Raw genomic sequence first — 23,914 nt, 5'->3', positions numbered from 1 at the left:
TTCTACCCATGAGCTGCGACAACGCGTCAGGAGGCCGGACCGTGGCCGCCCACCGGGCCGGCCGGCGCCCCCGGCGGAAGGCCCGCCCACCGGGTGCCGCCGGACGGTTCGACGTGGCGGGGTGGTGCCGGGCGGGTGCGGGCGTACGGTGGGCGGGTGGATCAAGAGGATCGGATCGCGCTCTTTCTCGACTACGAGAACCTGGCGCTGGGAGCGCGGGACCACCATGGCGGGCGGGCGTTCGACTTCCGGCCGATCGCCGACGCGTTGGCCGAGCGGGGGCGGGTGGTGGTACGCCGGGCGTACGCCGACTGGTCGTACTTCGACGAGGACCGCCGGATGCTCACCCGCTCGCACGTCGAGCTGATCGAGATCCCGCAGCGGATGGGGGCGTCCCGCAAGAACGCCGCCGACATCAAGATGGCGGTCGACGCGGTGGAGCTGGCCTTCGAGCGCGGCTACATCTCCACCTTCGTCATCTGCACCGGGGACAGCGACTTCACCCCGCTGGTGCACAAGCTCCGCGAACTCAACAAGCGGGTGATCGGGGTCGGGGTGGAGAAGTCCACCTCGGCGCTGCTGCCGCCCGCCTGCGACGAGTTCCTCTACTACGACCGGCTGGAGGGCGTCGACGTCCTGCCGGTCCGGGGCCGTCGTGGTCGGCCGGCCGCCCGGCCGACGGAGCCGCCGCAGCCGGGCCAGGTGGACCGGGAGGCGGTCGAGCCGGAGCGTCCGCCGGCCGCCGAGGAGCCGGCCCGCGACGCGGACGCGCTCGCGGTGCTGGTCGCCCAGACCGTCGCCGGGCTCCAGGGCAGCTCCGACGGCGAGGTGACCGCCTCCCGGCTGAAGCGCACCCTGCTGCGCAAGGATCCCACCTTCAGCGAATCCGACTACGGGTTCCGTACCTTCGGCGAGCTGCTGCGCCACCTCGCCGGGCACAACGTCGTCGAGCTGGCGGAGGGGCCGGCCAAGGGCGACCCGGAGGTGTCCCTGCCGGAGCACGGCGACCAGGAGGTGGCCTTCGCGTTGTTGCGGACCGTGGTGGCGGAGCTGGCCGCGTCCGGGGGGCCGGTGGCGCTCTCCGGGCTCAAGAACCAGCTCCGCCGGGCCCGCCCGGAGTTCAGCGAGAAGAAGCTCGGCTACCGCAGTTTCCTCCAGTTCGGCAAGGCCGCCGCGACCGCCGGCGAGGTCACCCTGGCGTGGAGCGCGGAGGCCGACGACTACCTGCTCACCCCCCGACAGGGGTGACCGGGGGAGGCCGTCGGCGGGCCTCGACGAATTCGTGACTCACGTTCCGACGCCGATTTGCTATACGGTCGGTAAATGATGGTCGAGGAGCACTGGTGGAACGGTGACCCGAGCCCGCGCGGGCGGCGGGACGTGTACATCCGTACCGACGGGGAGGCCTGGGAGGTCCAGGCGCAGATCGGCGGGGCGTCGGGTCGCTCCCGCGTGCAGCAGTGCCCGAGTCGGGCGGCGGCACTCATCCTGGCCGACGCCTGGCGCGGCAGCAATCCCTCCTGGCGCGGTCTGCACCGCTGACCAGCGGGCCGGCGGGCGGTCCGCACCGCGTCCCGCCCGCATCCGGCCCCGGTCGACCGGTAACTCCCGGGCTGAGTGCCCCCTTCGGGGAGGCCCGCCCCCTGCGACGTCGCGCGCCACACCCCACGATTACCGAGAGTGATTTTCTGGTCACCATCTCCGTTCAGGTGGTCGGAGCGGTCGGATTAACTGTCAACTTTCTTGACAGAAGTGCGGGAAATCGACATCCTTCGTGGAGAGCGCTCTCCCCGGCAGATTCCCCCGCACCCGATGTCGCCCCGAAGGAGCCTCACGTGCCCGGAACCCGACCCGTCCCCCGGTCCCGACCCCTCGCCCGCGCGGCCGTCGCCCTCGTCACCCTCGCCGCCGCCCTGGTCCTGCCCGCCCAGGCCGAGCCGGCCTCCGCCGCCATCGGCGGCATCACCTGGCAGGACGAGTTCAACGCCGGCGCCGGCACCCCCGTCGACCAGAACCGCTGGCGCTTCGACATCGGCGGTGGCGGTTGGGGCAACAACGAGCGGCAGTACTACACCAACAGCACCAGCAACGCCGTCCACGACGGACAGGGCAACCTGGTCATCACCGCCCGCCGGGAGAACCCGGCCAACTACCAGTGCCACTACGGCCGGTGCGAGTACACCTCGGCCCGGCTGCTCACCGCCGCCACCTTCACCCAGGCGTACGGGCGGTTCGAGGCCCGCATCAAGATCCCGCGCGGTCAGGGCATCTGGCCGGCGTTCTGGATGCTCGGCAACGACATGGGCGGCGCCGGCTGGCCCAACGCCGGCGAGATCGACGTCATGGAGAACATCGGCCGGGAACCGAACACGGTCTACGGCACCGTGCACGGCCCCGGCTACTCCGGCGGCGGCGGCATCACCGGCAGCCGCACCATCGGCCAGCCGCTCGCCGACACCTTCCACACCTACCGGGTGGACTGGGAGCCGAACCTGATCGTCTGGTACCTCGACGGTGTCGAGTACCACCGGGTCGACCCGTCCCGGCTCGGCGGCAACCGCTGGGTCTTCGACCACCCGTTCTTCATGATCCTCAACGTCGCGGTGGGCGGCAACTGGCCCGGCTACCCCGACGGCTCCACCCAGTTCCCCCAGCAGATGCTCGTCGACTACGTCCGGGTCTCCAGCTACGTGCCGGGCGGGGGCAACCCGCCGTCGGGCACCACCCGGATCCGGGGCGCGCAGAGCGGCCGGTGCATCGACATCCCGAGCGCCGACCCGGTCGACGGGGCCAAGCTCCAGATCTGGGACTGCAACACCACCGCCGCCCAGGCCTGGACCTTCGCGAGCGACGGCACCGTGCGCGCGATGGGCAAGTGCATGGACCCGGCCTGGGCCGGCACCGCCAACGGCACCGAGGTCAACCTGGTCACCTGTAACGGCAACCCGGCCCAGCGGTTCACCCTGAACGGCGCGGGCGACCTGGTCAACCTCAGCGCCAACCGGTGCGTCGACGTGCGGGACCAGAACCCCAACAACGGCGGCAAGCTGCACCTGTGGGACTGCCTCGGGGTGAGCAGCCAGAAGTGGTCCCGGGCCTGACCGGCCCGAGCGCCGTCGGGCCGGCCGCCACGGCCGGCCCGACGGTCGTGGACCGGGCGTCCCGGCGCACCGGGGAGCCCGGCCCCGCCGCGCCGGTCCGCGGCCGGAGCCCCGGGGGCACCCGCGACCTCCGCGCGTACCCCCGGGGTGGTGGTCAGGCCGGGCGGACCGCGACGATCGCGTACGGCGTGGTCGGCGTCGGCGTCGTGGTGAACCGGGCGTTCGGCAGGTAGAGCCGGCCGAGCGCCTTGGCGACAGTGGTCGGCACGTCGAAGTCCGGGTCGGTGAGCGTCCCGGTGACCGTGCCCGAGGTGCCCGCCCGGTCCAGCGCGACCACGGTGATCTGCTGCAACCGGTTCTGCACCACGTAGAGGGTGTCGCCGTCGCGCAGCAGGCCGTCACCGGCGACGAACGAGTGCCCGGGCACGTCCACCACGGTGGTCGCCCCGGTGCCCGGGTCCACCCGGAACAGGTTCCCGGTGTTGGACTGCACCACGATCAACGCCCGGCCGTCCGGGGTGTCCACGATGCCGTTGAGGTTGATCGTGTCCGGGACCTGCTGGTACGCCCCGGTCAACGGCACCGTCGTGACGGCGTCGGCCGCCGGCAGCGCCCCGTGCCGGCCGAACGGCACCCGGTAGAGCACCGGCCGGTACGAGTCGGTGAACCAGGCGGCGTCGCGGGTGAGCACGACGTCGTTGACGAAGCTGGGCGCACCGGCGAACGTATAGGTCGCCAGGACCTGCCCCGTCCGGGTGTCGACCACCCGGGCGTCCCCGGTGGTGCCACCGGCGACGAAGAGCCGGCCCTGCTGGTCGATCTTGAGGCCGAGCGACGGAGTGCCGGTCGGCGGGCTGAGCTGACTGCCGCGCCCGGTCACCAGGTCGACCCGCTGGATCGCGCCGGTGGCGCGGGAGCCGAGGAAGGCGTACCGGCCGGCGGTGGCGATGCCCTCGGGCTGGAAGCCGTCGGGCAGGGCGATGACGTCGGGGAGGCGCTGCGCCGGGTGGGCCTGCGCCGGCGTCACCGCGACCGTGGTCAGCAGCGTGCCGGTCAGGGTGAGGGCGAGGGCGGTCCGGAGGCGTCTGTTCACTGTGCTCCTTCGGGGCCGACAGCCCGGTGCCGGTGGTGGATCCGTGTGGTGCCGGGCTGCCGAGGATCGTGGGGCCAGGACTCTCCCGACTTTACGTCCGTCGCCGGTCCGGTGCCCGACGGGCAACCCCAGCCGGCGGTCGCGGCGGGCCGACCGGGTGCCGGACAGTCGAGGTTGGACCCCCGACGCCTAGGGGGCGCTCTGGGGGCGGTAGGGGGTCTAGGGTGCGGCGGGCCGCCGTAGGGTCATCGCGGACAACCAAGAATGCCTGTAGAAGCTCTCTGTTTCGACAATTTCCGCCGCGCTGACCCGTGAGTCGATATTGGCCCGGGTCTGCCCGGCTGGGTCTAGTGGCGGGAGACGTAGATGGAGAACGAGGAGAAGCTTCTCGGGTACCTGAAGCGGGCCACCACCGATTTGCGTGAGGCCCGCCGGCAGCTGCGTCAGGCCGAGCGCCGGGAATACGACCCGATCGCGATCGTGGGCATGAGCTGCCGGTTCCCGGGTGGTGTGGACAGCCCGGCCGCCCTGTGGCAACTGCTGGTCGACGGGGCGGACGCGGTGTCCGACTTCCCCGACGACCGGGGCTGGAATGTCGACGACATTTACGACCCCGACGATTCAAAGGCCGGCAAGACGTACGCGAGGACGGGTGGTTTCCTCTCCGACGCCGCGCTTTTCGACGCCGAGTTCTTCAGTATCTCCCCGCGTGAGGCGCTCGCCATGGACCCGCAGCAACGACTGTTGCTGGAAGCGTCCTGGGAGGCTTTTGAATCGGCCGGCATCGACCCGGTTTCGGTGCGGGGCAGTCGTACCGGCGTGTTCGCCGGCCTGATGTACCACGACTATTCGAGCCGGCTGCCGACGGTGCCCGCCGAGCTGGAGGGCTTCATCGGCACCGGCAACACCGGCAGCATCGTCTCCGGCCGGGTCGCCTACGTGCTCGGCCTCGAAGGCCCGGCGATCACCGTGGACACCGCCTGCTCGTCGTCGCTGGTCGCCCTGCACCTGGCGATCCAGGCGCTGCGCCGCGAGGAGTGCACCCTGGCGCTGGCCGGTGGGGTGACCGTGATGGCCACCCCGGAGACGTTCGTCGACTTCAGCCGGCAGCGGGGCCTGGCCGCCGACGGCCGGTGCAAGCCGTTCGCCGCCGCCGCCGACGGCACCGGCTGGGCCGAGGGCGTCGGGGTGCTGCTGGTCGAGCGGCTCAGTGACGCCCAGCGCCACGGGCACCGGGTGCTGGCCGTGGTCCGGGGCACCGCGGTCAACCAGGACGGGGCCAGCAGCGGCCTCACCGCCCCCAACGGCCCGTCGCAACGCCGGGTCATCGCCGACGCCCTGGCCAACGCCCGGCTCACCGCCGACCAGGTGGACGCCGTCGAGGCGCACGGCACCGGCACCCGTCTCGGTGACCCGATCGAGGCCCAGGCGATCCTCGCCACCTACGGCCGGGACCGCGAGCAGCCGCTCTGGCTGGGCTCGGTGAAGTCCAACCTGGGCCACACCCAGGCCGCCGCCGGGATCGCCGGGGTGATCAAGATGGTGCTGGCGATGCGGTACGGCGTCCTGCCCCGCACCCTGCACGTCGACCGGCCCACCCCGCACGTCGACTGGACGGCCGGGGACGTCCGGCTGCTGACCGAGCCGGTGGACTGGCCGACGACCGGGCGACCCCGCCGGGCTGCCGTGTCGTCGTTCGGGCTCAGCGGCACCAACGCCCACGTGGTGCTGGAGCAGGCACCCCCGGTCGAGGACGCCGGGCCGGCCGAGGTCGCCGAGCCGCCGGTGGTGCTCTGGCCGCTGTCCGCCCGGTCCACGGCGGCGCTGGCCGGGCAGGCCGAACGGCTGGGTGCCCGGCCGAGCGACGCGCGTCCGGTGGAGGTGGGGTTCTCGTTGGGTGCGGGTCGGGCCGGACTGGAGTTCCGGGGGGTGGCGGTCGGTCGGGACGCGGTGGGGCTGTCGGCGGGTCTGGAGTCGCTGGCTGCCGGTGGTGGCCTGTCGGGTCGGGTCGTCGCCGGTCGGACGGCGGTGTTGTTCACCGGTCAGGGTGCGCAGCGGGTGGGGATGGGTCGTGAGCTGGCGGCGGCGTTCCCGGTGTTCGCGGCGGCGTTGGACGAGGTGTGTGCGGCGTTCGGGCCGTTGCTCGGCGGTGATCTGCGGGAGGTGATGTTCACCGATCCGGATGGTGTCCTCGACGAGACGGGGTGGACGCAGCCGGCGTTGTTCGCGGTCGAGGTGGCGTTGTTCCGGCTCGCGGAGTCGTGGGGGTTGAAGCCGGATTTCGTGGCGGGTCATTCGATCGGTGAGCTGGCTGCCGCGCATGTGGCCGGGGTGTGGTCGCTGGCGGACGCGTGTCGGGTCGTGGCGGCCCGGGGCGGCCTGATGCAGGCCCTTCCGGCGGGTGGGGCGATGTTGGCGATTGCCGCGCCGCTGGCGGAGCTGGATCTGGGTGACGTCGACGTGGCGGCGGTGAACGGTCCCCGCGCGGTCGTGGTGTCGGGGACGCAGGAGCGGGTCGCGGCGTTGGAGGCGTCGCTGGAGGTGAAGACGCGGCGGTTGCGGGTGTCGCATGCGTTCCACTCGCACCTGATGGATCCGATGCTGGCTGACTACGGGCGGGTTCTGGCGGGTGTCACCGCGAGCCCGGCGCAGATTCCCCTGGTGTCGACGGTGACCGGTGACCTGGCTGGTGACGATGAGTTGGGTTCGGTCGGGTACTGGCAGGGTCAGGTGCGGGGGACGGTGCGGTTCGCCGATGCGGTGGCTGCTCTGGCGGCGCGGGGTGTGACGCGGTTCGTGGAGATCGGTCCGGACAGCGTGCTGACCGCGATGGTGGCGGACTGTGTGGACGACGCGGTGGCGGTTCCGTTGCAGCGTCGGGTGCGGTCCGGGACCGCCGGCCCGGTGCAGCGCGACGCGGAGGACCAGGTGGTGGCGTACGCCACCGGCATGGCGCAGGCGTGGGTCAGCGGCGTCGACCTGAACTGGTCGGCGGTCAACCCGGGTGGTCGGCAGGTCGACCTGCCCACCTACGCCTTCCAGCACCAGCGCTACTGGCTCGACGTGCCCCCGGGTGCCGGTGACACCACCGGGCTCGGCCAGCTGGCCGCCGACCACCCGATGCTCGGTGCCGTCGTCGACCTGCCCGGCACCGGCGGCGTGGTGCTCACCGGCCGGCTCTCCCGTACCGCCCAGCCGTGGCTCGCCGACCATGCGGTCTTCGACACCGTGCTTGTCCCCGGCACCGGGCTGGTCGAACTCGCTCTGCGCGCCGGTGACCAGGTCGGCTGCCCGGTGATCGACGAGTTGACCATCAACGCGCCACTGGTGCTGCCCGCCGACGGGGACCTCGCCCTGCGGGTCACGGTCGACGCCGCCGACGACAGCGGCGCGCGTACCCTCGGCATCTGGACCCGGCCCGGCGACGCGGCCGACGACACCGACTGGACCCGGCACGCCGAAGGGGTCCTGGTCCGGCAGGCCGGGGCCGACCCGGCGGCGGCCGACCTGTCCGCCTGGCCCCCCGCCGGGGCCGAACCCGTCGACCTCGACGGTCTCTACCAGCGACTGCGCGACCACGGCTACGGCTACGGGCCGGCGTTCCAGGGGCTGCGCGCGGTGTGGCGGCGGGGCGACGGCGACGCCGCCGAGATCTGGGCCGAGGCGGCGCTGCCCGAGGCGGCGGCCGCCGACGCCCCCCGGTTCCTGCTGCATCCGGCGCTGCTCGACGCGGCACTGCACGCCAACCTGGTCGACGAGGGCGCGGGGGACACCCCGCTGCCGTTCTCCTGGCGCGGCGTCACCCTGCACGCCGCGCACGCCGCCGCCCTGCGGCTGCGGATCTCCCCGGCCGCCGCCGACAAGCTGGCCGTCACCGTCGCCGACGGGCACGGCAACCCGGTCGCCACCATCGAGCAGCTGGTGGTCCGGCCGGTCGCCGCCGACGCCCTCGGCGTCGCCGCCCGCAACCGGCACCGCCACCTGTACGAGGTGGACTGGCAGCCCGTCCCCACCCCCGGCGTCGCCGCCGCCGACTGGACCCTGGTCGACGTCGACGCGGACCTGCCCGAGCCCGGGGCCGGCACCGTCGTGGTCGCCCTCGACCCGCCCGGCACGGCACCGGAGGCCGTGCACCGGGACACCGAACGCCTGCTGGGGCTGCTGCGCCGCTGGCTCACCCACCCGGGGTACGCGCACAGCACGCTCGTGCTGCACACCCGTGGCGCGGTGGCGGCCGGTGACACCCGGGTCGACCCCGCCTCGGCGGCCCGGTGGGGGCTGGTCCGCGCCGCCGAGGCCGAACACCCCGGCCGGTTCGTACTGGTCGACACCGACGGCACCGGCGAGGTCGACGCCGGACACCTCGCGGCGGCGCTGGCCACCGGCGAACCCGAGGTGGCCGTCCGGGACGGTCGGCTGCTGGTGCCCCGGCTCACCCGGCTGCCCGTCGACACCGCCGCCGGCCCGTGGCCCGCCGACGGCACCGTCCTGATCACTGGTGGCCTCGGCGGGCTGGGCAGCCTCGTCGCCCGGCACCTGGTCACCCGGCACGGCGTACGCCGGCTGCTGTTGACCGGGCGCAGCGGTGCGGGCACGCCCGGCGCGACGGAACTGGTCGCGGATCTCACCGCCGCCGGTGTCGACGTGACGGTCGCCGCCTGCGACGTCGCCGACCGGGACGCGGTCGCCGCGCTGCTCGCCGACCACCCGGTCGCCGCCGTGGTGCACGCCGCCGGCACCGCCGAGAACGCGCTGGTCGACGCCCTCACCCCCGCCCAGCTGCACCGGGTGCTGCGGCCCAAGGTGGACGCCGCCTGGCACCTGCACGACCTCACCCGGGACCGCGACCTGACCGCCTTCGTGCTGTTCTCCTCGTCGGCCGCCTGGGTGGCGGGTGCCGGCCAGGCCAACTACGCCGCCGCGAACCTGTTCCTCGACGCGCTCGCCCAACGCCGCCGGGCCGACGGCCTGCCGGCCACCTCGCTGGCCTTCGGCCTGTGGGACACCGGTACCGGGATGGGCGGCCACCTCGACGACGCCGACCTGCACCGGATGCGCAGGCTGGGGATGCCCGCGATGACCGTCGACGAGGGGCTGGAACTCTTCGACGCGGCCGTCGCCTCCGACCGGGCCAGCGTCGTACCGGTGCGGGTCGACCTGGACGCGCTGCGGCGGCGCACCGACGCGCTGCCCGCCGTGCTGCGCGGTCTGGTCCGCACCCAGGCCCGACCCACCGCCACCGCCACCGGCGGCGCGGCGGCCGGCGGCCCGACGCTGGCCGAGCGGCTCGCCGGACTCTCCGACGTGGACCGGGACACCCTGCTGCTCGACCTGGTGCGTACGCACACCGCCGCGGTGCTGGGCTTCCCCGGCCCGTCCTCGGTGGAACCCGGCCGGGCGTTCAAGGACCTCGGTTTCGACTCCCTCGCCGCCGTCGAGTTCCGCAACGTGCTCAGCACCGTCACCGGGCTGCGGCTACCCGCCACCCTCGTCTTCGACCACCCCGAACCCGTCGCCCTGGCCCGCGCGCTGAAGGCCGAACTGGTGGTGCCCGACGCCGACCCGGCCGCCGCGGTGCTCGCCGACCTCGACCGGTTGGAGAAGGCCCTGACCGGGGTGCCCGACGACGAGCACGGCCGGATCACCGCCCGGCTGGAGGCGGTGCTGCGCGGCTGGCACGACCGGGCCGGTGGCGACCCCGACGACGACGCCCGGCACGACTACGAGTCCGCCACCGACGAGGAGCTGTTCGACGTGCTGGAGAACGAGCTCGGCATCTCCTGAGGACAGCCTCCGACGAACCTGCGGCGCGGGAAAGATTGGTGTGAACGATGGCGAACGACGACAAGCTCCGGACCTTCCTCAAGCGCGCCACCGCCGAACTGCAACAGGCCAACCGGCGGCTGCGTGAGGTGGAGGGCCGGGACCAGGAGCCGATCGCGATCGTCGGCATGGGCTGCCGCTACCCCGGCGGGGTCCGGTCGCCGGAGGACCTGTGGCGGCTCGTCGCCGACGGCACCGACGCCATCTCCGGCTTCCCCACCGACCGGGGCTGGGACGTCGACGGGGTCTACGACCCGGAACCCGGCAGGCCCGGCAAGAGCTACACCCGGCACGGCGGCTTCCTGCACGACGCGGCCGAGTTCGACCCGGGCTTCTTCGGGATGAGCCCCCGGGACGCGGTGGAGACCGACCCGCAGCAACGGTTGCTGCTGGAGGTGGCCTGGCAGGCGTTCGAGCACGGCGGCATCGACCCGCTCGCCCTGAAGGGCAGCGCCACCGGTGTCTTCGTCGGGGTGATGCACCACGACTACGTCGACAGCACCACCTCCGGCAGCCTCGTCTCCGGCCGGGTCGCCTACAACCTCGGCCTGGAGGGACCGGCGATCACCGTCGACACCGCCTGCTCGTCGTCGTCCGTGGCGATGCATCTGGCCTGCCAGTCGCTGCGCAAGGAGGAGTGCGGGCTGGCCCTGGCCGGCGGGGTCGCCGTGATGGCCACCCCGCAGCTCTTCGTCGAGTTCAGCCGGCAACGGGCGCTGTCGCCGGACGGCCGGTGCCGCTCCTTCGGCGACGGGGCCGACGGCGCGGCCTGGTCCGAGGGCGCCGGCCTGGTGGTGCTGGAGCGGCTCTCCGACGCCCGGCGTAACGGGCACCGGGTGTACGGGTTGATCCGGGGTTCGGCGGTGAACCAGGACGGGGCGTCGAACGGGTTGACCGCGCCGAACGGGCCGGCGCAGCAGCGGGTGATCCGGGCGGCGCTGGCCAACGCCCGGCTCACCCCCGACGAGGTCGACGCGGTCGAGGCGCACGGCACCGGCACCAGCCTCGGTGACCCGATCGAGGCCCAGGCGATCCTGGCAACCTACGGCCGGGGCCGGGACCGCCCCCTCTTCCTCGGCTCGATCAAGTCGAACATCGGGCACGCCCAGGCCGCCGCCGGGGTCGCCGGGGTGATCAAGATGGTGCTGGCGATGCGGCACGGCACGCTGCCGCGCACCCTGCACGCGGCTACGCCGTCCCGGCAGGTGGACTGGACGGCCGGGGACGTCCGGCTGTTGACCGAGCCGGTGGACTGGCCGGCGGTGGACCGGCCCCGTCGGGCCGGCGTGTCGGCGTTCGGGATCAGCGGCACCAACGTGCACCTCATCGTGGAACAGGCCCCTCCCGTCGAGGACGCCGAACCCGGGCCGACCCCGCCGGTCACCCTCTGGCCGGTCTCGGGGCGCTCGCCCGAGGGCATGGGTCGGCAGGCCGCCAGCATCGCGGAGTTCGCCGCCGGCACCGACGCGCGCCCGGTGGAGGTGGGGTTCTCGTTGGGTGCGGGTCGGGCCGGGCTGGAGTTCCGGGGGGTGGCGGTCGGTGGTTCCGCTGCTGGTCTCGTCTCCGGTCTGGAGGCGCTGGCTGCTGGTGGTGGCCTGTCGGGTCGGGTCGTCGCCGGTCGGACGGCGGTGTTGTTCACCGGTCAGGGTGCGCAGCGGGTGGGGATGGGTCGTGACCTTGCGGCGGCGTTCCCGGTGTTCGCGGCGGCGTTGGACGAGGTGTGTGCGGCGTTCGGGCCGTTGTTGGACGGTGATCTGCGGGAGGTGATGTTCACCGATCCGGACGGGGTGTTGGACCGGACGGGGTGGACGCAGCCGGCCCTGTTCGCGGTCGAGGTGGCGTTGTTCCGGCTGGCGGAGTCGTGGGGGTTGAAGCCGGATTTCGTGGCGGGTCATTCGATCGGTGAGCTGGCCGCCGCGTACGTGGCCGGGGTGTGGTCGCTGGACGACGCGTGTCGGGTCGTCGCGGCCCGTGGTGGGTTGATGCAGGCCCTTCCGGCGGGTGGGGCGATGTTGGCGATCGCCGCGCCGCTGGCGGAGCTGGATCTGGGTGACGTCGACGTGGCGGCGGTCAACGGTCCCCGCGCGGTCGTGGTGTCCGGCACGGAGGAGCAGGTCGCGGCGCTGGAGGCCTCCCTGGAGGTGAAGACGCGGCGGCTTCGGGTGTCGCACGCGTTCCATTCGCACCTGATGGATCCGATGCTGGCCGAGTATGGGCGGGTCGTCGACAGCGTGACCGCCAATCCGGCGGGTGTCCCGTTGGTGTCGACCGCGACCGGTGACCTGGCTACCGACGACGAGTTGGGTTCGGTCGGGTACTGGCAGGGTCAGGTGCGGGGGACGGTGCGGTTCGCCGATGCGGTGGCTGCTCTGGCGGCGCGGGGCGTGACCCGGTTCATCGAGATCGGGCCGGACAGCGTGCTGACCGCGATGGTGGCCGACTGCGTGGACGACGCGGTGACCATCGCGGTGCAGCGCCGCGACCGGGAGCAGGTGCAGGCGTACGCCACCGGGATGGCCCAGGCGTGGACCAGCGGCGTCGACCTCGACTGGTCGGCGGTCAACCCGGGCACCCAGGTCGACCTGCCCAGCTACGCCTTCGCCCGGCAGCGCTACTGGCTGGAAGCGCCCACCGCCGCGCCGGCCACCGTCACCGACGGCTGGCGGTACCGGGTGGTGTGGCGGGACACCGGCCTGCCCACCGGGCCGGAGCTGACCGGCGGCTGGTGGATCGTCACGCCGGATGCTCCCGCCGACGACCCTCGGGCCACCGCCGTGGCCGACGCGCTCGCCGCCCGCGGCGCTGCCGTCACCCGGCTCACCGCCACCGACCTGTCCACCGGCGGCGCTGCCGCCCTCGCCGACCGGGGCACCCCCGCCGGGGTGGTGTCGCTGCTCGGCCTCGACGACACCCCCGACCCGTACGACGCCGGGCTGTCCGCCGGGGTCACCGGCACCGTACGCCTGGTGCACGCCCTCGCCGCCGCCGCTTTCACCGGCCGGCTCTGGTGCCTCACCACCGGCGGTGTCGCCGTCGACCGGTACGAGGACCTGCCGCACGCCGCGCAGGCCGGGCTCTGGGGCCTCGGCACCGTGCTCTCCCTCGACTACCCCGACTGGTGGGGCGGCCTGGTCGACCTGCCCGCCGACTGGACGCCCGGCCTCCTCGACCGGCTCGTCGACGTGCTCGCCGACGGCGGCGAGGACCAGGTCGCCCTGCGTACCGCCGGGGTGCTGGCCCGGCGGATGGTCCGCTGGCCGGTGGCCGGCAGCCCCGAGCGGCGCTGGCAGCCCACCGGAACGATGCTGGTCACCGGCGGTACCGGCGGCATCGGCGCCCACCTCACCGAATGGCTCCTCGACCGGGGCGCCGAGCGGGTGGTGCTGGCCAGCCGGCGCGGTCCGGCCGCGCCCGGGGCCGCCGACCTGGCGGCCCGGTTGCCCGGTGTGCAGGTCGTCGCCTGCGACGTGGCCGACCGGGAGGCCGTCGCCGCGCTGCTCGACGGGATCGGCGACGACCTGACCGCCGTCTTCCACGCCGCCGGGGTGCTCGACGACCCCGCCCCGCTCGGCGAGACCGACCTCGACGACTTCGCCGCGGTGTGCCGGGCCAAGGTTCTCGGCGCGACCCACCTCGACGCGCTGCTCGGCGACCGGCCACTCGACGCGTTCGTGCTGTTCGCCTCCGGCGCGGCGGTGTGGGGCAGCGCCGGGCAGGCCGCCTACGGCACCGGCAACGCCTTCCTCGACGCCCTCGCCCACCAGCGCCGCCGTCGGGGCCGGACCGCCACCTCGGTGGCCTGGGGCACCTGGGCCGGTGGTGGCATGGTCGACGACAAGGCCACCGGGCACCTGCTGCGGCAGGGCACCCCGCCGATGGAGCCGCGTCTCGCCCTCGGCGCGTTGCAGCAGGTCCTCGACCACGACGAGAGCCACCTCGTGGTCACCGACATCGACTGGACCCGGTTCACCCCGATCTACACCCTGGCCCGGCCCCGGCCGCTGCTCGCCGCGCTCCCCGAGGCCCACCAGACCCCGGCGACCGTCGTGCCGGACGTGCCGGCCGACACCTCCGTCCTGGCCGGGCTGCCCGACGCCGACCGGCTGCCGTACCTGCTGGACACCGTCCGTACCCGGGTCGCCGCCGTCCTCGGCTACGACGCGACGACCACCGTGGACGTCCAGCGGCCGTTCCGGGAACTCGGCTTCGACTCGCTGACCGCCGTGGAGCTGCGCGACGCCCTCGACGCGGCCGTCGGGCTGCGGCTGCCGGCCACCATGGTGTACGACCACCCGACCCCCGCCGTGCTGGCCCGCCACCTGTACGACGAACTCGTCGGCGGCACCGGCCCGGCCACCGCGACACCGGCCAGCACCGGGTCCGACCCCGACGAGCCGATCGCCATCATCGGGATGAGCTGCCGCTACCCCGGCGGGGTGCGGTCCCCGGAGGACCTGTGGCGGCTGGTCGACAGCGGCACCGACGCGATCAGCGCGTTCCCCGTCGACCGGGGCTGGGACGCCGACGCGCTCTTCGACGCCGACCCGGACCGGCCCGGCACCAGCTACGTCCGCTCCGGCGGTTTCGTCTACGAGGCGGGCGCGTTCGACGCCGAGTTCTTCGGCATCTCGCCGCGCGAGGCGATCGCCATGGACCCGCAGCAGCGGCTGATGCTCGAAGTCACCTGGGAGGCGTGCGAACGGGCCGGCATGGACCCGGAGGCGCTGCGCGGCAGCCCGGTCGGCGTCTTCGTCGGCTCCGGCGCCCAGGACTACGGCGACCTGCTCGGCCTCGCCCCCGCCGAGTCGGAGGCGTACCTGAGCACCGGCAGCTCCGCGTCGGTGATCTCCGGCCGGGTGTCGTACGCGTTCGGTTTCGAAGGGCCGTCGATGACCGTCGACACGGCCTGTTCCTCGTCGCTGGTCGCGTTGCACCTGGCCAGCCAGGCGCTACGGGCCGGGGAGTGCGGTACCGCCATCGCCGGCGGTGTGCTGGTGATGGCGAACCCCACCCCGTTCGTGGCGTTCAGCCGGCAGCGGGGGCTCGCCCCGGACGGCCGGTGCAAGTCGTTCTCCGACGACGCCGACGGCACCGGCTGGTCCGAGGGGGTCGGTGTGCTGGTGCTGGAGCGGCTCTCCGACGCCCGGCGTAACGGGCACCGGGTGTACGGGTTGATCCGGGGTTCGGCGGTGAACCAGGACGGGGCGTCGAACGGGTTGACCGCGCCGAACGGGCCGGCGCAGCAGCGGGTGATCCGGGCGGCGCTGGCCAACGCCCGGCTCACCCCCGACGAGGTCGACGCGGTCGAGGCGCACGGCACCGGCACCACCCTCGGTGACCCGATCGAGGCCCAGGCGCTGCTCGCCACCTACGGCCGGGACCGGGACCGGCCGCTGTGGCTCGGCTCGATCAAGTCGAACATGGGCCACGCCCAGGCCGCCGCGGGTATGGCCGGGGTGATCAAGATGGTGATGGCGATGCGGCACGGCACGCTGCCGCGCACCCTGCACGCGGCTACGCCGTCCCGGCAGGTGGACTGGGCGGCCGGGGACGTCCGGCTGTTGACCGAGCCGGTGGACTGGCCGGCGGGGGAGCGGCCCCGTCGGGCCGGGGTGTCGTCGTTCGGGATCAGCGGCACCAACGCGCACGTGATCGTCGAGGAGGCCCCGCCGGTCGGGTCCGTCGAACCGGTCGAGGCCCCCGAGCCGCCGGTGGTGCTCTGGCCGCTGGCCAGCCGTTCCACTGCCGGCCTCGCGGCCCAGGCGACCCGGCTGGCGGACTTCCTCACCGATGAGCGTCCCGTCGACGTCGGGCATTCTCTCGCTGTCGGTCGGGCGGCGTTGGACCACCGGGGTGTGGTGGTCGGTGGTTCCGCTGCTGGTCTCGTCTCCGGTCTGGAGGCTCTGGCTGCCGGTGGTGGCCTGTCGGGTCGGGTCGTCGCCGGTCGGACGGCGGTGTTGTTCACCGGTCAGGGTGCGCAGCGGGTCGGGATGGGCCGTGAGCTGGCGGCGGCGTTCCCGGTGTTCGCGCAGGCCCTGGAGGAGGTGTGTGCGGCGTTCGGGCCGTTGTTGGACGGTGATCTGCGGGAGGTGATGTTCACCGATCCGGACGGGGTGTTGGACCGGACGGGGTGGACGCAGCCGGCCCTGTTCGCGGTCGAGGTGGCGTTGTTCCGGCTGGCGGAGTCGTGGGGGTTGAAGCCGGATTTCGTGGCGGGTCATTCGATCGGTGAGCTGGCCGCCGCGCATGTCGCCGGGGTGTGGTCGCTGGCGGACGCGTGTCGGGTGGTGGCGGCCCGGGGCGGCCTGATGCAGGCGCTTCCGGCGGGTGGGGCGATGTTGGCGATTGCCGCGCCGCTGGCGGAGCTGGATCTGGGTGACGTCGACGTGGCGGCGGTGAACGGTCCCCGCGCGGTCGTGGTGTCCGGCACGGAGGAGCGGGTCGCGGCGTTGGAGGCGTCGCTGGAGGTGAAGACGCGGCGGTTGCGGGTGTCGCATGCGTTCCACTCGCACCTGATGGATCCGATGCTGGCTGACTACGGGCGGGTTCTGGCGGGTGTCACCGCGAGCCCGGCGCAGATTCCCCTGGTGTCGACGGTGACCGGTGACCTGGCTGGTGACGATGAGTTGGGTTCGGTCGGGTACTGGCAGGGTCAGGTGCGGGGGACGGTGCGGTTCGCCGACGCGGTGGCCGCCCTCGCCGCGCGGGGCGTGACCCGGTTCATCGAGATCGGTCCGGACAGCGTGCTGACCGCGATGGTGGCGGACTGTGTGGACGGCGCGGTGACCATCGCGGTGCAGCGTCGGGACCGGGAGCAGGTGCAGGCGTACGCCACCGGGATGGCCCAGGCGTGGGTCAGCGGCGTCGACCTGGACTGGTCGGTGGTCAACCCGGGTGGTCGGCAGGTCGACCTGCCCACCTACGCCTTCCAGCACCAGCGCTACTGGATCGAGCCCGACCCCGCCACCGCCGGCACCGCCACCGCCGACGGCGGGTTCTGGGACGCCGTCGACCGGGCCGACACCGACCTGCTCGCCGACGGCCTCGGCGTCGCGCCCGGCGTGGTCACCGAGGTGCTGCCCGGCCTCGCCGCCTGGCGGTCCCGGCAGCGGGACGCGTCCACCCTGGACGACTGGCGCTACCGGGTGGTGTGGCGCTCCACCGAGCTGCCCGTCGGCGGTGTGCTGACCGGCACCTGGTGGCTCGTCGTACCGGCCGGGTCGACCGGGGGACGCCCGGACGGGCTCGCCGACCCCGGTAGCCACGACGCACGGGTACGGGCCGTCGCCGACGGGCTGGCCGCCCGGGGCGCTGATGTCGTCACCGTCACCGGCACCGTGCTGCCCGACGGGGACACCCCGACCGGGGTGCTCTCCCTGCTCGCCCTCGACGACACCCCCGACGCCGCCGGCGCCGGCCTCTCCGTCGGCGTCACCGACACCGTGGCGCTGATCCAGGCGCTCACCGCGACCGAGTTCGCCGGTCGGGTCTGGTGCCTCACCGCGGGTGGGGTCGCCGTCGACCGGTTCGAGGACCTGCCGCACCCCACCCAGGGCGCGCTCTGGGGGCTGGGCACCGTGCTGTCCCTGGAGTACCCGCACTCCTGGGGTGGCCTGGTCGACCTGCCCGCCGACTGGACCGACGGGCACGTCGAGCGGCTCACCGACGTGCTCGCCGCCGGTGCGGAGGACCAGGTGGCCGTGCGTACCGCCGGAGTTCTGGCCCGCCGGCTGGTCCGCTGGCCCACCGCCGGCAGCCCCGAGCGGCGCTGGCAGCCCGGCGGCACGGTGCTGGTCACCGGCGGTACCGGCGGCATCGGCGGTCAGCTCACCGGATGGCTGCTCGACCACGGCGCCGACCGGGTGGTGCTGGCGAGCCGGCGTGGTCCGGCGGCCCCCGGTGCGGCCGAGTTGACGGCCCGGTATCCGGGGGTGGAGGTGGTGGCGTGTGACGTGGCCGACCGGGAGGCGGTCGCCGCGCTGCTGGCCGACCTCGGTGACGAACTGACCGGGGTCTTCCACGCGGCCGGGGTGCTGCACCAGGAGAAGTCCCTGCCGGAGACCAGCGTGGCCGAGTTCGCCGAGGTGTGCCGGGCGAAGGTGCTCGGTGCGGTGCACCTCGACGCGTTGCTGGCCGACCGGTCGCTGGACGCGTTCGTGCTGTTCTCGTCGGGTGCGGCGGTGTGGGGCAGTGCCGGTCAGGCCGGGTACGCGACGGCGAACGCGTTCCTCGACGCGCTGGCGCACCGGCGGCGCAGCCGGGGTGCGGTGGCGACCTCGGTCGCCTGGGGAAGCTGGGCCGGCGGCGGGATGGCCGACGGGGAGGCCACCGCCCACCTCCGCCGGCAGGGCACCCCGCCGATGGATCCCCGGCTCGCCGTCCGGGCGCTCGGGCAGGCCCTCGACCACGACGAGAGCCACCTCGTCGTCGCCGACGTCGACTGGATCCGGTTCACGCCGATCTACACCCTGTCCCGGCCCCGGCCACTGCTCGCCGCGCTCCCCGACGCCCAGCCGGAGAGCGAGCCGGCCGCCCCGGCGACCGCGACCGCCGACCTCGCCGGCCGGCTCGCCGCGATGCCGTCCCCGGACCGCCTCGACACCGTCCTCGCCCTGGTCCGCGACCAGGTCGCCGCCGTCCTCGGGTACGCCTCCGGGGCCGACGTCGACCCCGAGCGGGCGTTCAAGGAGGCCGGCTTCGACTCGCTGACCGCCGTCGAGCTGCGTAACCGGCTCGCCACCGAGACGGCGCTGCGGCTGCCCGCGACCCTGGTCTTCGACCATCCGACCCCGACCGAGCTGGCCCAGCAACTGCTCACCGAGCTGGTGCCCGCCGACGCCGGGGGCGTCACCCTGCTCGACGACCTCGACCGGCTCCAGGCCGCGCTGTCCACCCTGGACGCCGACGCGGTGGCCGCCCTCGACGAGAGCACCCGGGCCGGGGTGGGGGAGCGGCTCAAGGCCCTGCTCGCGGCCTGGACCGCCGGGCAGCGTCCGGCCGAGGTCGCCAGCGTCGCCGAGGATCTCGACACGGCCTCCGACGACGACCTCTTCGACTTCATCGACAGCAAGTTCGGCACCTCATGATCCGTCGGCTCCGTCCAGGAATGGGTTCCTGATGTCCAACGAACAGAAGCTTCGTGACTACCTGCGCCGGGTCACCGCCGACCTGCACGAGACGAGCGAACGGCTCCGCGACGTCGAGGAGCGCGCCGTCGAGCCGATCGCCATCGTCGGGATGGGCTGCCGCTACCCCGGCGGGGTCGACTCGCCCGACGCCCTCTGGGACCTCGTGGCCGCCGGCACCGACGCGATCTCCGGCATGCCCACCGACCGGGGCTGGGACCTCGACCGGCTCTACGACCCGGATCCGGACCACCCCGGCACCAGCTACACCCGGACCGGCGGCTTCCTCTACGACGCCGGCGACTTCGACCCCACCTTCTTCAGCATCTCGCCTCGCGAGGCCGCCGAGATGGACCCGCAGCAGCGGCTGTTCCTGGAGACGTCCTGGGAGGCGCTGGAGCGGGCCGGCATCGACCCGTCGTCGCTCAAGGGCAGCCCCACCGCCGTGTTCACCGGCGTCGTCTACCACGACTACCCGAACAGCTGGGGTGCCGGCAGCATCGTCTCGGGCCGGCTGGCGTACACCCTCGGGTTGGAGGGGCCGGCGGTCACCGTCGACACCGGCTGCTCGTCGTCGCTGGTCGCCCTGCACTGGGCCTGCCAGTCGCTGCGCTCCGGGGAGTCGTCGCTCGCCGTCGCCGGTGGGGTGACCGTCATCGGCACCCCGGGCGCGTTCGTCGAGTTCTCCCAGCAGCGGGCGCTCTCCTCCGACGGCCGGTGCAAGTCGTTCGCCGCCGCCGCCGACGGCACCGGCTGGGCCGAGGGCGCCGGTGCGCTGGTGCTGGAGCGGCTCTCCGACGCCCGGCGCAACGGCCACCCGGTGCTCGCCGTCATCCGCGGCTCCGCGATCAACCAGGACGGCGCGTCCAACGGCCTGACCGCCCCCAACGGCCCCTCCCAGCGGCGGGTCATCCGGGCGGCGCTGGCCAACGCGCGGCTCGCCGGCCAGGAGATCGACGCGGTAGAGGCACACGGCACCGGCACCCGGCTCGGTGACCCGATCGAGGCGCAGGCGCTGTTCGCCACGTACGGCCGGGACCGCCCCGCCGACCGGCCGCTCTGGCTCGGCTCGCTGAAGTCCAACATCGGCCACTCACAGGCCGCCGCCGGGGTCGGCGGGGTGATCAAGATGGTGCAGGCGATGCGGCACGGGGTGCTGCCCCGCACCCTGCACGTCGACGAGCCCAGCGGTGAGATCGACTGGTCACCCGGCACGGTACGGCTGCTCACCGAGCCGGTCCAGTGGCCGCAGACCGGCCGGGCCCGGCGCTGCGCGGTCTCCTCGTTCGGCATCAGCGGCACCAACGCCCACGTCGTGCTCGAAGAGGTGGCCCCGGCCGACGAGGACGAGCAGCCGGCCGCCCCGGCGGTGCTGCCGTGGGTGCTGTCCGGGCACACCGAACGCGCCCTGCGCGCCCAGGCCGAGCGGCTGCTGTCGCACCTGGACGTCGTGCCCGCCGACGCCGCCGCCGTGGGCCGTACGCTCGCCGGCCGGGCCCGGCTCGGCCACCGGGCGGTGGTGCTCGGCGGCGACCTGCCGCAGTTGCGGGCCGGGCTCGTCCCGGTCGTCGAGGGCCAGCCGTCCGCGACCTCGGTCACCGGCACCGCCGACGCCACCGGGCGGGTCGCCTTCGTCTTCCCCGGCCAGGGCGCCCAGTGGGTCGGCATGGCCGCCGCGCTGCTGGACTCCTCGCCGGTCTTCGCCGACCAGATGCGCCGCTGCGCCACCGAACTGCGCGCGTACGTCGACTGGGACCTGCTCGACGTGGTACGCGGGGTGCCCGGTGCGCCGTCGCTGGAGTGGGTGGACGTCGTGCAGCCCGCGCTCTGGGCGATGATGGTCTCCCTCGCCGCCACCTGGCGGGCGTACGGTGTCGAACCCGACGCGGTGGTCGGCCACTCGCAGGGGGAGATCGCCGCCGCCTGCGTGGCCGGCGGACTCTCCCTCGCCGACGGGGCGCGGGTGGTCACCCTGCGCAGCCGGGCCATCGGCGAGAAGCTGGCCGGTCGGGGCGGGATGGTCTCGATCGGGCTGCCCGCCGACCGGGCGCAGGAGCGGATCGCCCGGTGGGCGGGCGACATCTCCCTCGCCGTGGTCAACGGCGCCAGCTCGGTGGTGGTCTCCGGCACCCCGGAGGCGCTGCGCGAACTCGTCGCCGCGCTCACCGAGGAGGGGGTCCGGGTCAAGCAGGTCGCCGTCGACTACGCCTCGCACTCGGCGCAGGTGGAGGGGCTGGAGCACCGGCTGCTGGAGGACCTGGCCCCGATCAACCCGCGTACCGGGACGATCCGGATGCTCTCCACCGTCACCGGCGACTGGGTGGACACCGCCACCCTGGACGCCCGCTACTGGTACGACAACCTCCGCAACACGGTCCGGTTCGACCCGGCGATCCGCTCTCTCGCCGGGCAGGGCTGGACCGGGTTCGTGGAGGTCAGCCCGCACCCGGTGCTCGGCATGGGCATGCAGGAGACGCTGGAGTCGGCGGACCAGCCGACGGTGGTCACCGGCACCCTGCGCCGCGACGACGGCGGCCTGGACCGGCTGCTCACCTCCCTGGCCGAGCTGCACGTCCGGGGCGTCGACGTGGACTGGGCCGCCGCCCTGCCCGGCACCCGCCGGGCGGACCTGCCCACCTACGCCTTCCAGCACCAGCGCTACTGGATCGCGCCGACCGCCGACGCCCCGGCCACCGCCGGCACCGACGCCGGGTTCTGGGACGCGGTGGAACGCGCCGACGTCGACCTGCTCGCCGACGGCCTCGGCGTCGACACCGCCCTGGTCGGCGAGGTGCTGCCCGGCCTGACGTCGTGGCGGTCCCGGCAGCGCGACGTCGCCACCGTGGACAGCTGGCGGTACCGGGTGGCGTGGCGGCCGACCGAGCTGCCCGCCGGCGGGCAGCTCACCGGCACGTGGTGGGTGGTCGCCCCGGCGGCGCTGGCCGACGACGAGCGGCTGCGTACGCTCGCCGACGGGTTGGCCGCCCGGGGCGCCGAGGTGGTCACCGTCACCGGCACCGACCACGCCGGCCGGGAGGCCCCCGCCGGGGTGCTCTCCCTGCTCGCCCTGGACGACGGCCCCGACCCGCTGGGCGTCGGCCTGTCCGCCGGGGTCGCCGCCACCGTGTCGCTGGTGCACGCGCTGGCCGCCGCCGACTTCACCGGCCGGCTCTGGTGCGTCACCGCCGGTGCGGTCGGCGTCGACCGGTTCGAGCCGGTCGCCGACCCGGCCCAGGGCGCGCTGTGGGGCCTGGGCACGGTGCTCTCCCTCGACTACCCCGGCTGGTGGGGCGGCCTGGTCGACCTGCCCGCCGACTGGACGCCGCAGACCGTCGACCGGCTGGCCGACGTGCTGACCGGCGGCGGCGAGGACCAGGTGGCGCTGCGGCCGGCCGGCCCGCTGGCCCGCCGGATGGTCCGTCACCCGGTGACCGGGGCACCCGGTCGGCACTGGCGGGCCAGCGGCACGGTGCTGGTCACCGGCGGCACCGGCGGGGTCGGCGGACACGTCACCGAGTGGCTGATCGCGCAGGGCGCGCAGCGGGTGGTGCTGGCGAGCCGGCGCGGTCCGGCCGCCCCCGGTGCGGCCGAGTTGACGGCCCGGCATCCGGGGGTGGAGGTGGTGGCGTGTGACGTGGCCGACCGGGAGGCGGTCGCCGCGCTGCTGGCCGACCTCGGTGACGAACTGACCGGGGTCTTCCACGCGGCCGGGGTGCTGCACCCGGAGGTGCCGCTCGGGCAGACCGGCCTCGACGACTTCGCCGAGGTGTGCCGGGCGAAGGTGCTCGGTGCGGTGCACCTCGACGCGTTGCTGGCCGACCGGTCGCTGGACGCGTTCGTGCTGTTCTCGTCGGGTGCGGCGGTGTGGGGCAGTGCCGGTCAGGCCGGGTACGCGACGGCGAACGCGTTCCTCGACGCGCTGGCGCACCGGCGGCGCAGCCGGGGTGCGGTGGCGACCTCGGTCGCCTGGGGAAGCTGGGGCGGCGGCGGTGGGATGGCCGGCGGTGAGGTCGGTGCACACCTCGACCGGCTCGGCGTCGGCGTGATGGACCCCCGGCTCGCCGTCCACGCGCTCGGGCAGGCCCTCGACCACGACGAGAGCCACCTCGTCGTCGCCGACGTCGACTGGACCCGGTTCACGCCGATCTACACCCTGTCCCGGCCCCGGCCACTGCTCGCCGAGCTGCCCGACGCCGCACCCGAGCCCGCCGGGGCCGCCGACCCGGCGTCCTCCTCGGCCCTGGTCGACCGGCTCGGCACGCTGCCCGAGGCCGAGCAGCGTGCCCTGCTGCTGGAGACGGTCCGCACCAACGTGGCCGCCGTCCTCGGCTACGGCGACGCCGAACTGGTCGAGCCGCAGCGCGCGTTCAAGGAGCTCGGCATGGACTCGGTGACCGCCGTGGAGCTGCGCAACCGGCTCAGCGCCGCCACCGGCGTCCGGCTCTCCGCCACCCTGGTGTTCGACCACCCCAACCCGACCGCGCTGGCCGACCAGCTCCGGGCCGAACTCGGCTACACCGGCGACACCGCCGGTGGCCTGCTCGCCGAGCTGGACCGGCTGGAGGTCACCGTCGCCGGCCTGACGCCGGAGGAGATCGAACGCCACCGGGTCACCGGCCGGCTCCAGTCGCTGCTGGCGAAGCTCAACGAAACCCTCAGCACCACCACGGGCACCACCCTGGTCGACCGGCTCGAAACGGCCTCCGCGGACGACGTGTTCGACCTGATCGACAAGGAACTCGGGATGACCTGAGCCGCCCCCCGGCTCCCGG

General features: G+C 74.3%; 6 protein-coding genes and 1 pseudogene. 6 read left to right on the top strand and 1 reads right to left on the bottom strand.

The annotated features are described in order from the left end of the window. Positions 1-156: 156 nt before the first annotated feature. From GA0070623_RS09240 to GA0070623_RS09230, 3 genes are all read left to right on the top strand, one after another. Positions 157-1,248 (top strand): NYN domain-containing protein, encoded by a 1,092-nt coding sequence (locus GA0070623_RS09240; protein ID WP_067305101.1) that lies wholly within the window; start codon positions 157-159, stop codon positions 1,246-1,248. Between the two features lie 75 nt (positions 1,249-1,323). Continuing rightward, entirely contained in the window at positions 1,324-1,542 is a 219-nt protein-coding gene (locus tag GA0070623_RS09235; RefSeq protein WP_067305065.1) for a hypothetical protein, read from the top strand. A gap of 293 nt (positions 1,543-1,835) precedes the next feature. Further along, positions 1,836-3,101, top strand: a complete 1,266-nt coding sequence (locus tag GA0070623_RS09230; RefSeq protein WP_067305068.1) for a glycoside hydrolase family 16 protein — start codon at positions 1,836-1,838, stop codon at positions 3,099-3,101. A 154-nt stretch (positions 3,102-3,255) separates the two neighbouring features. On the opposite strand, the gene GA0070623_RS09220 is transcribed toward GA0070623_RS09230, so the two are convergent. After that, positions 3,256-4,194 carry an SMP-30/gluconolactonase/LRE family protein gene (locus tag GA0070623_RS09220; protein WP_067305075.1) on the bottom strand — a complete coding sequence of 313 codons (939 nt, stop codon included), beginning with the start codon at positions 4,192-4,194 and terminating at the stop codon, positions 3,256-3,258. Between the two features lie 366 nt (positions 4,195-4,560). Here GA0070623_RS09220 and GA0070623_RS09215 point away from each other — a divergent pair. From GA0070623_RS09215 to GA0070623_RS09205, 3 genes and pseudogenes are all read left to right on the top strand, one after another. Beyond that, positions 4,561-9,978, top strand: a pseudogene (locus GA0070623_RS09215) (type I polyketide synthase); the annotation flags it as partial. Between the two features lie 47 nt (positions 9,979-10,025). Further along, positions 10,026-19,103 (top strand): type I polyketide synthase, encoded by a 9,078-nt coding sequence (locus GA0070623_RS09210; RefSeq protein WP_089003980.1) that lies wholly within the window; start codon positions 10,026-10,028, stop codon positions 19,101-19,103. A gap of 31 nt (positions 19,104-19,134) precedes the next feature. Further along, a complete protein-coding gene (locus tag GA0070623_RS09205) occupies positions 19,135-23,895 on the top strand; it encodes a type I polyketide synthase (protein WP_089003979.1) in 4,761 nt (1,586 codons plus the stop codon). Positions 23,896-23,914 lie beyond the last annotated feature (19 nt).

The organism is Micromonospora rifamycinica, from assembly GCF_900090265.1.
Classification (GTDB): domain Bacteria; phylum Actinomycetota; class Actinomycetes; order Mycobacteriales; family Micromonosporaceae; genus Micromonospora; species Micromonospora rifamycinica.
The sequence above is the reverse complement of the archived record's forward strand: the minus strand, read 5'-3'. Positions and strand labels throughout refer to the sequence as shown.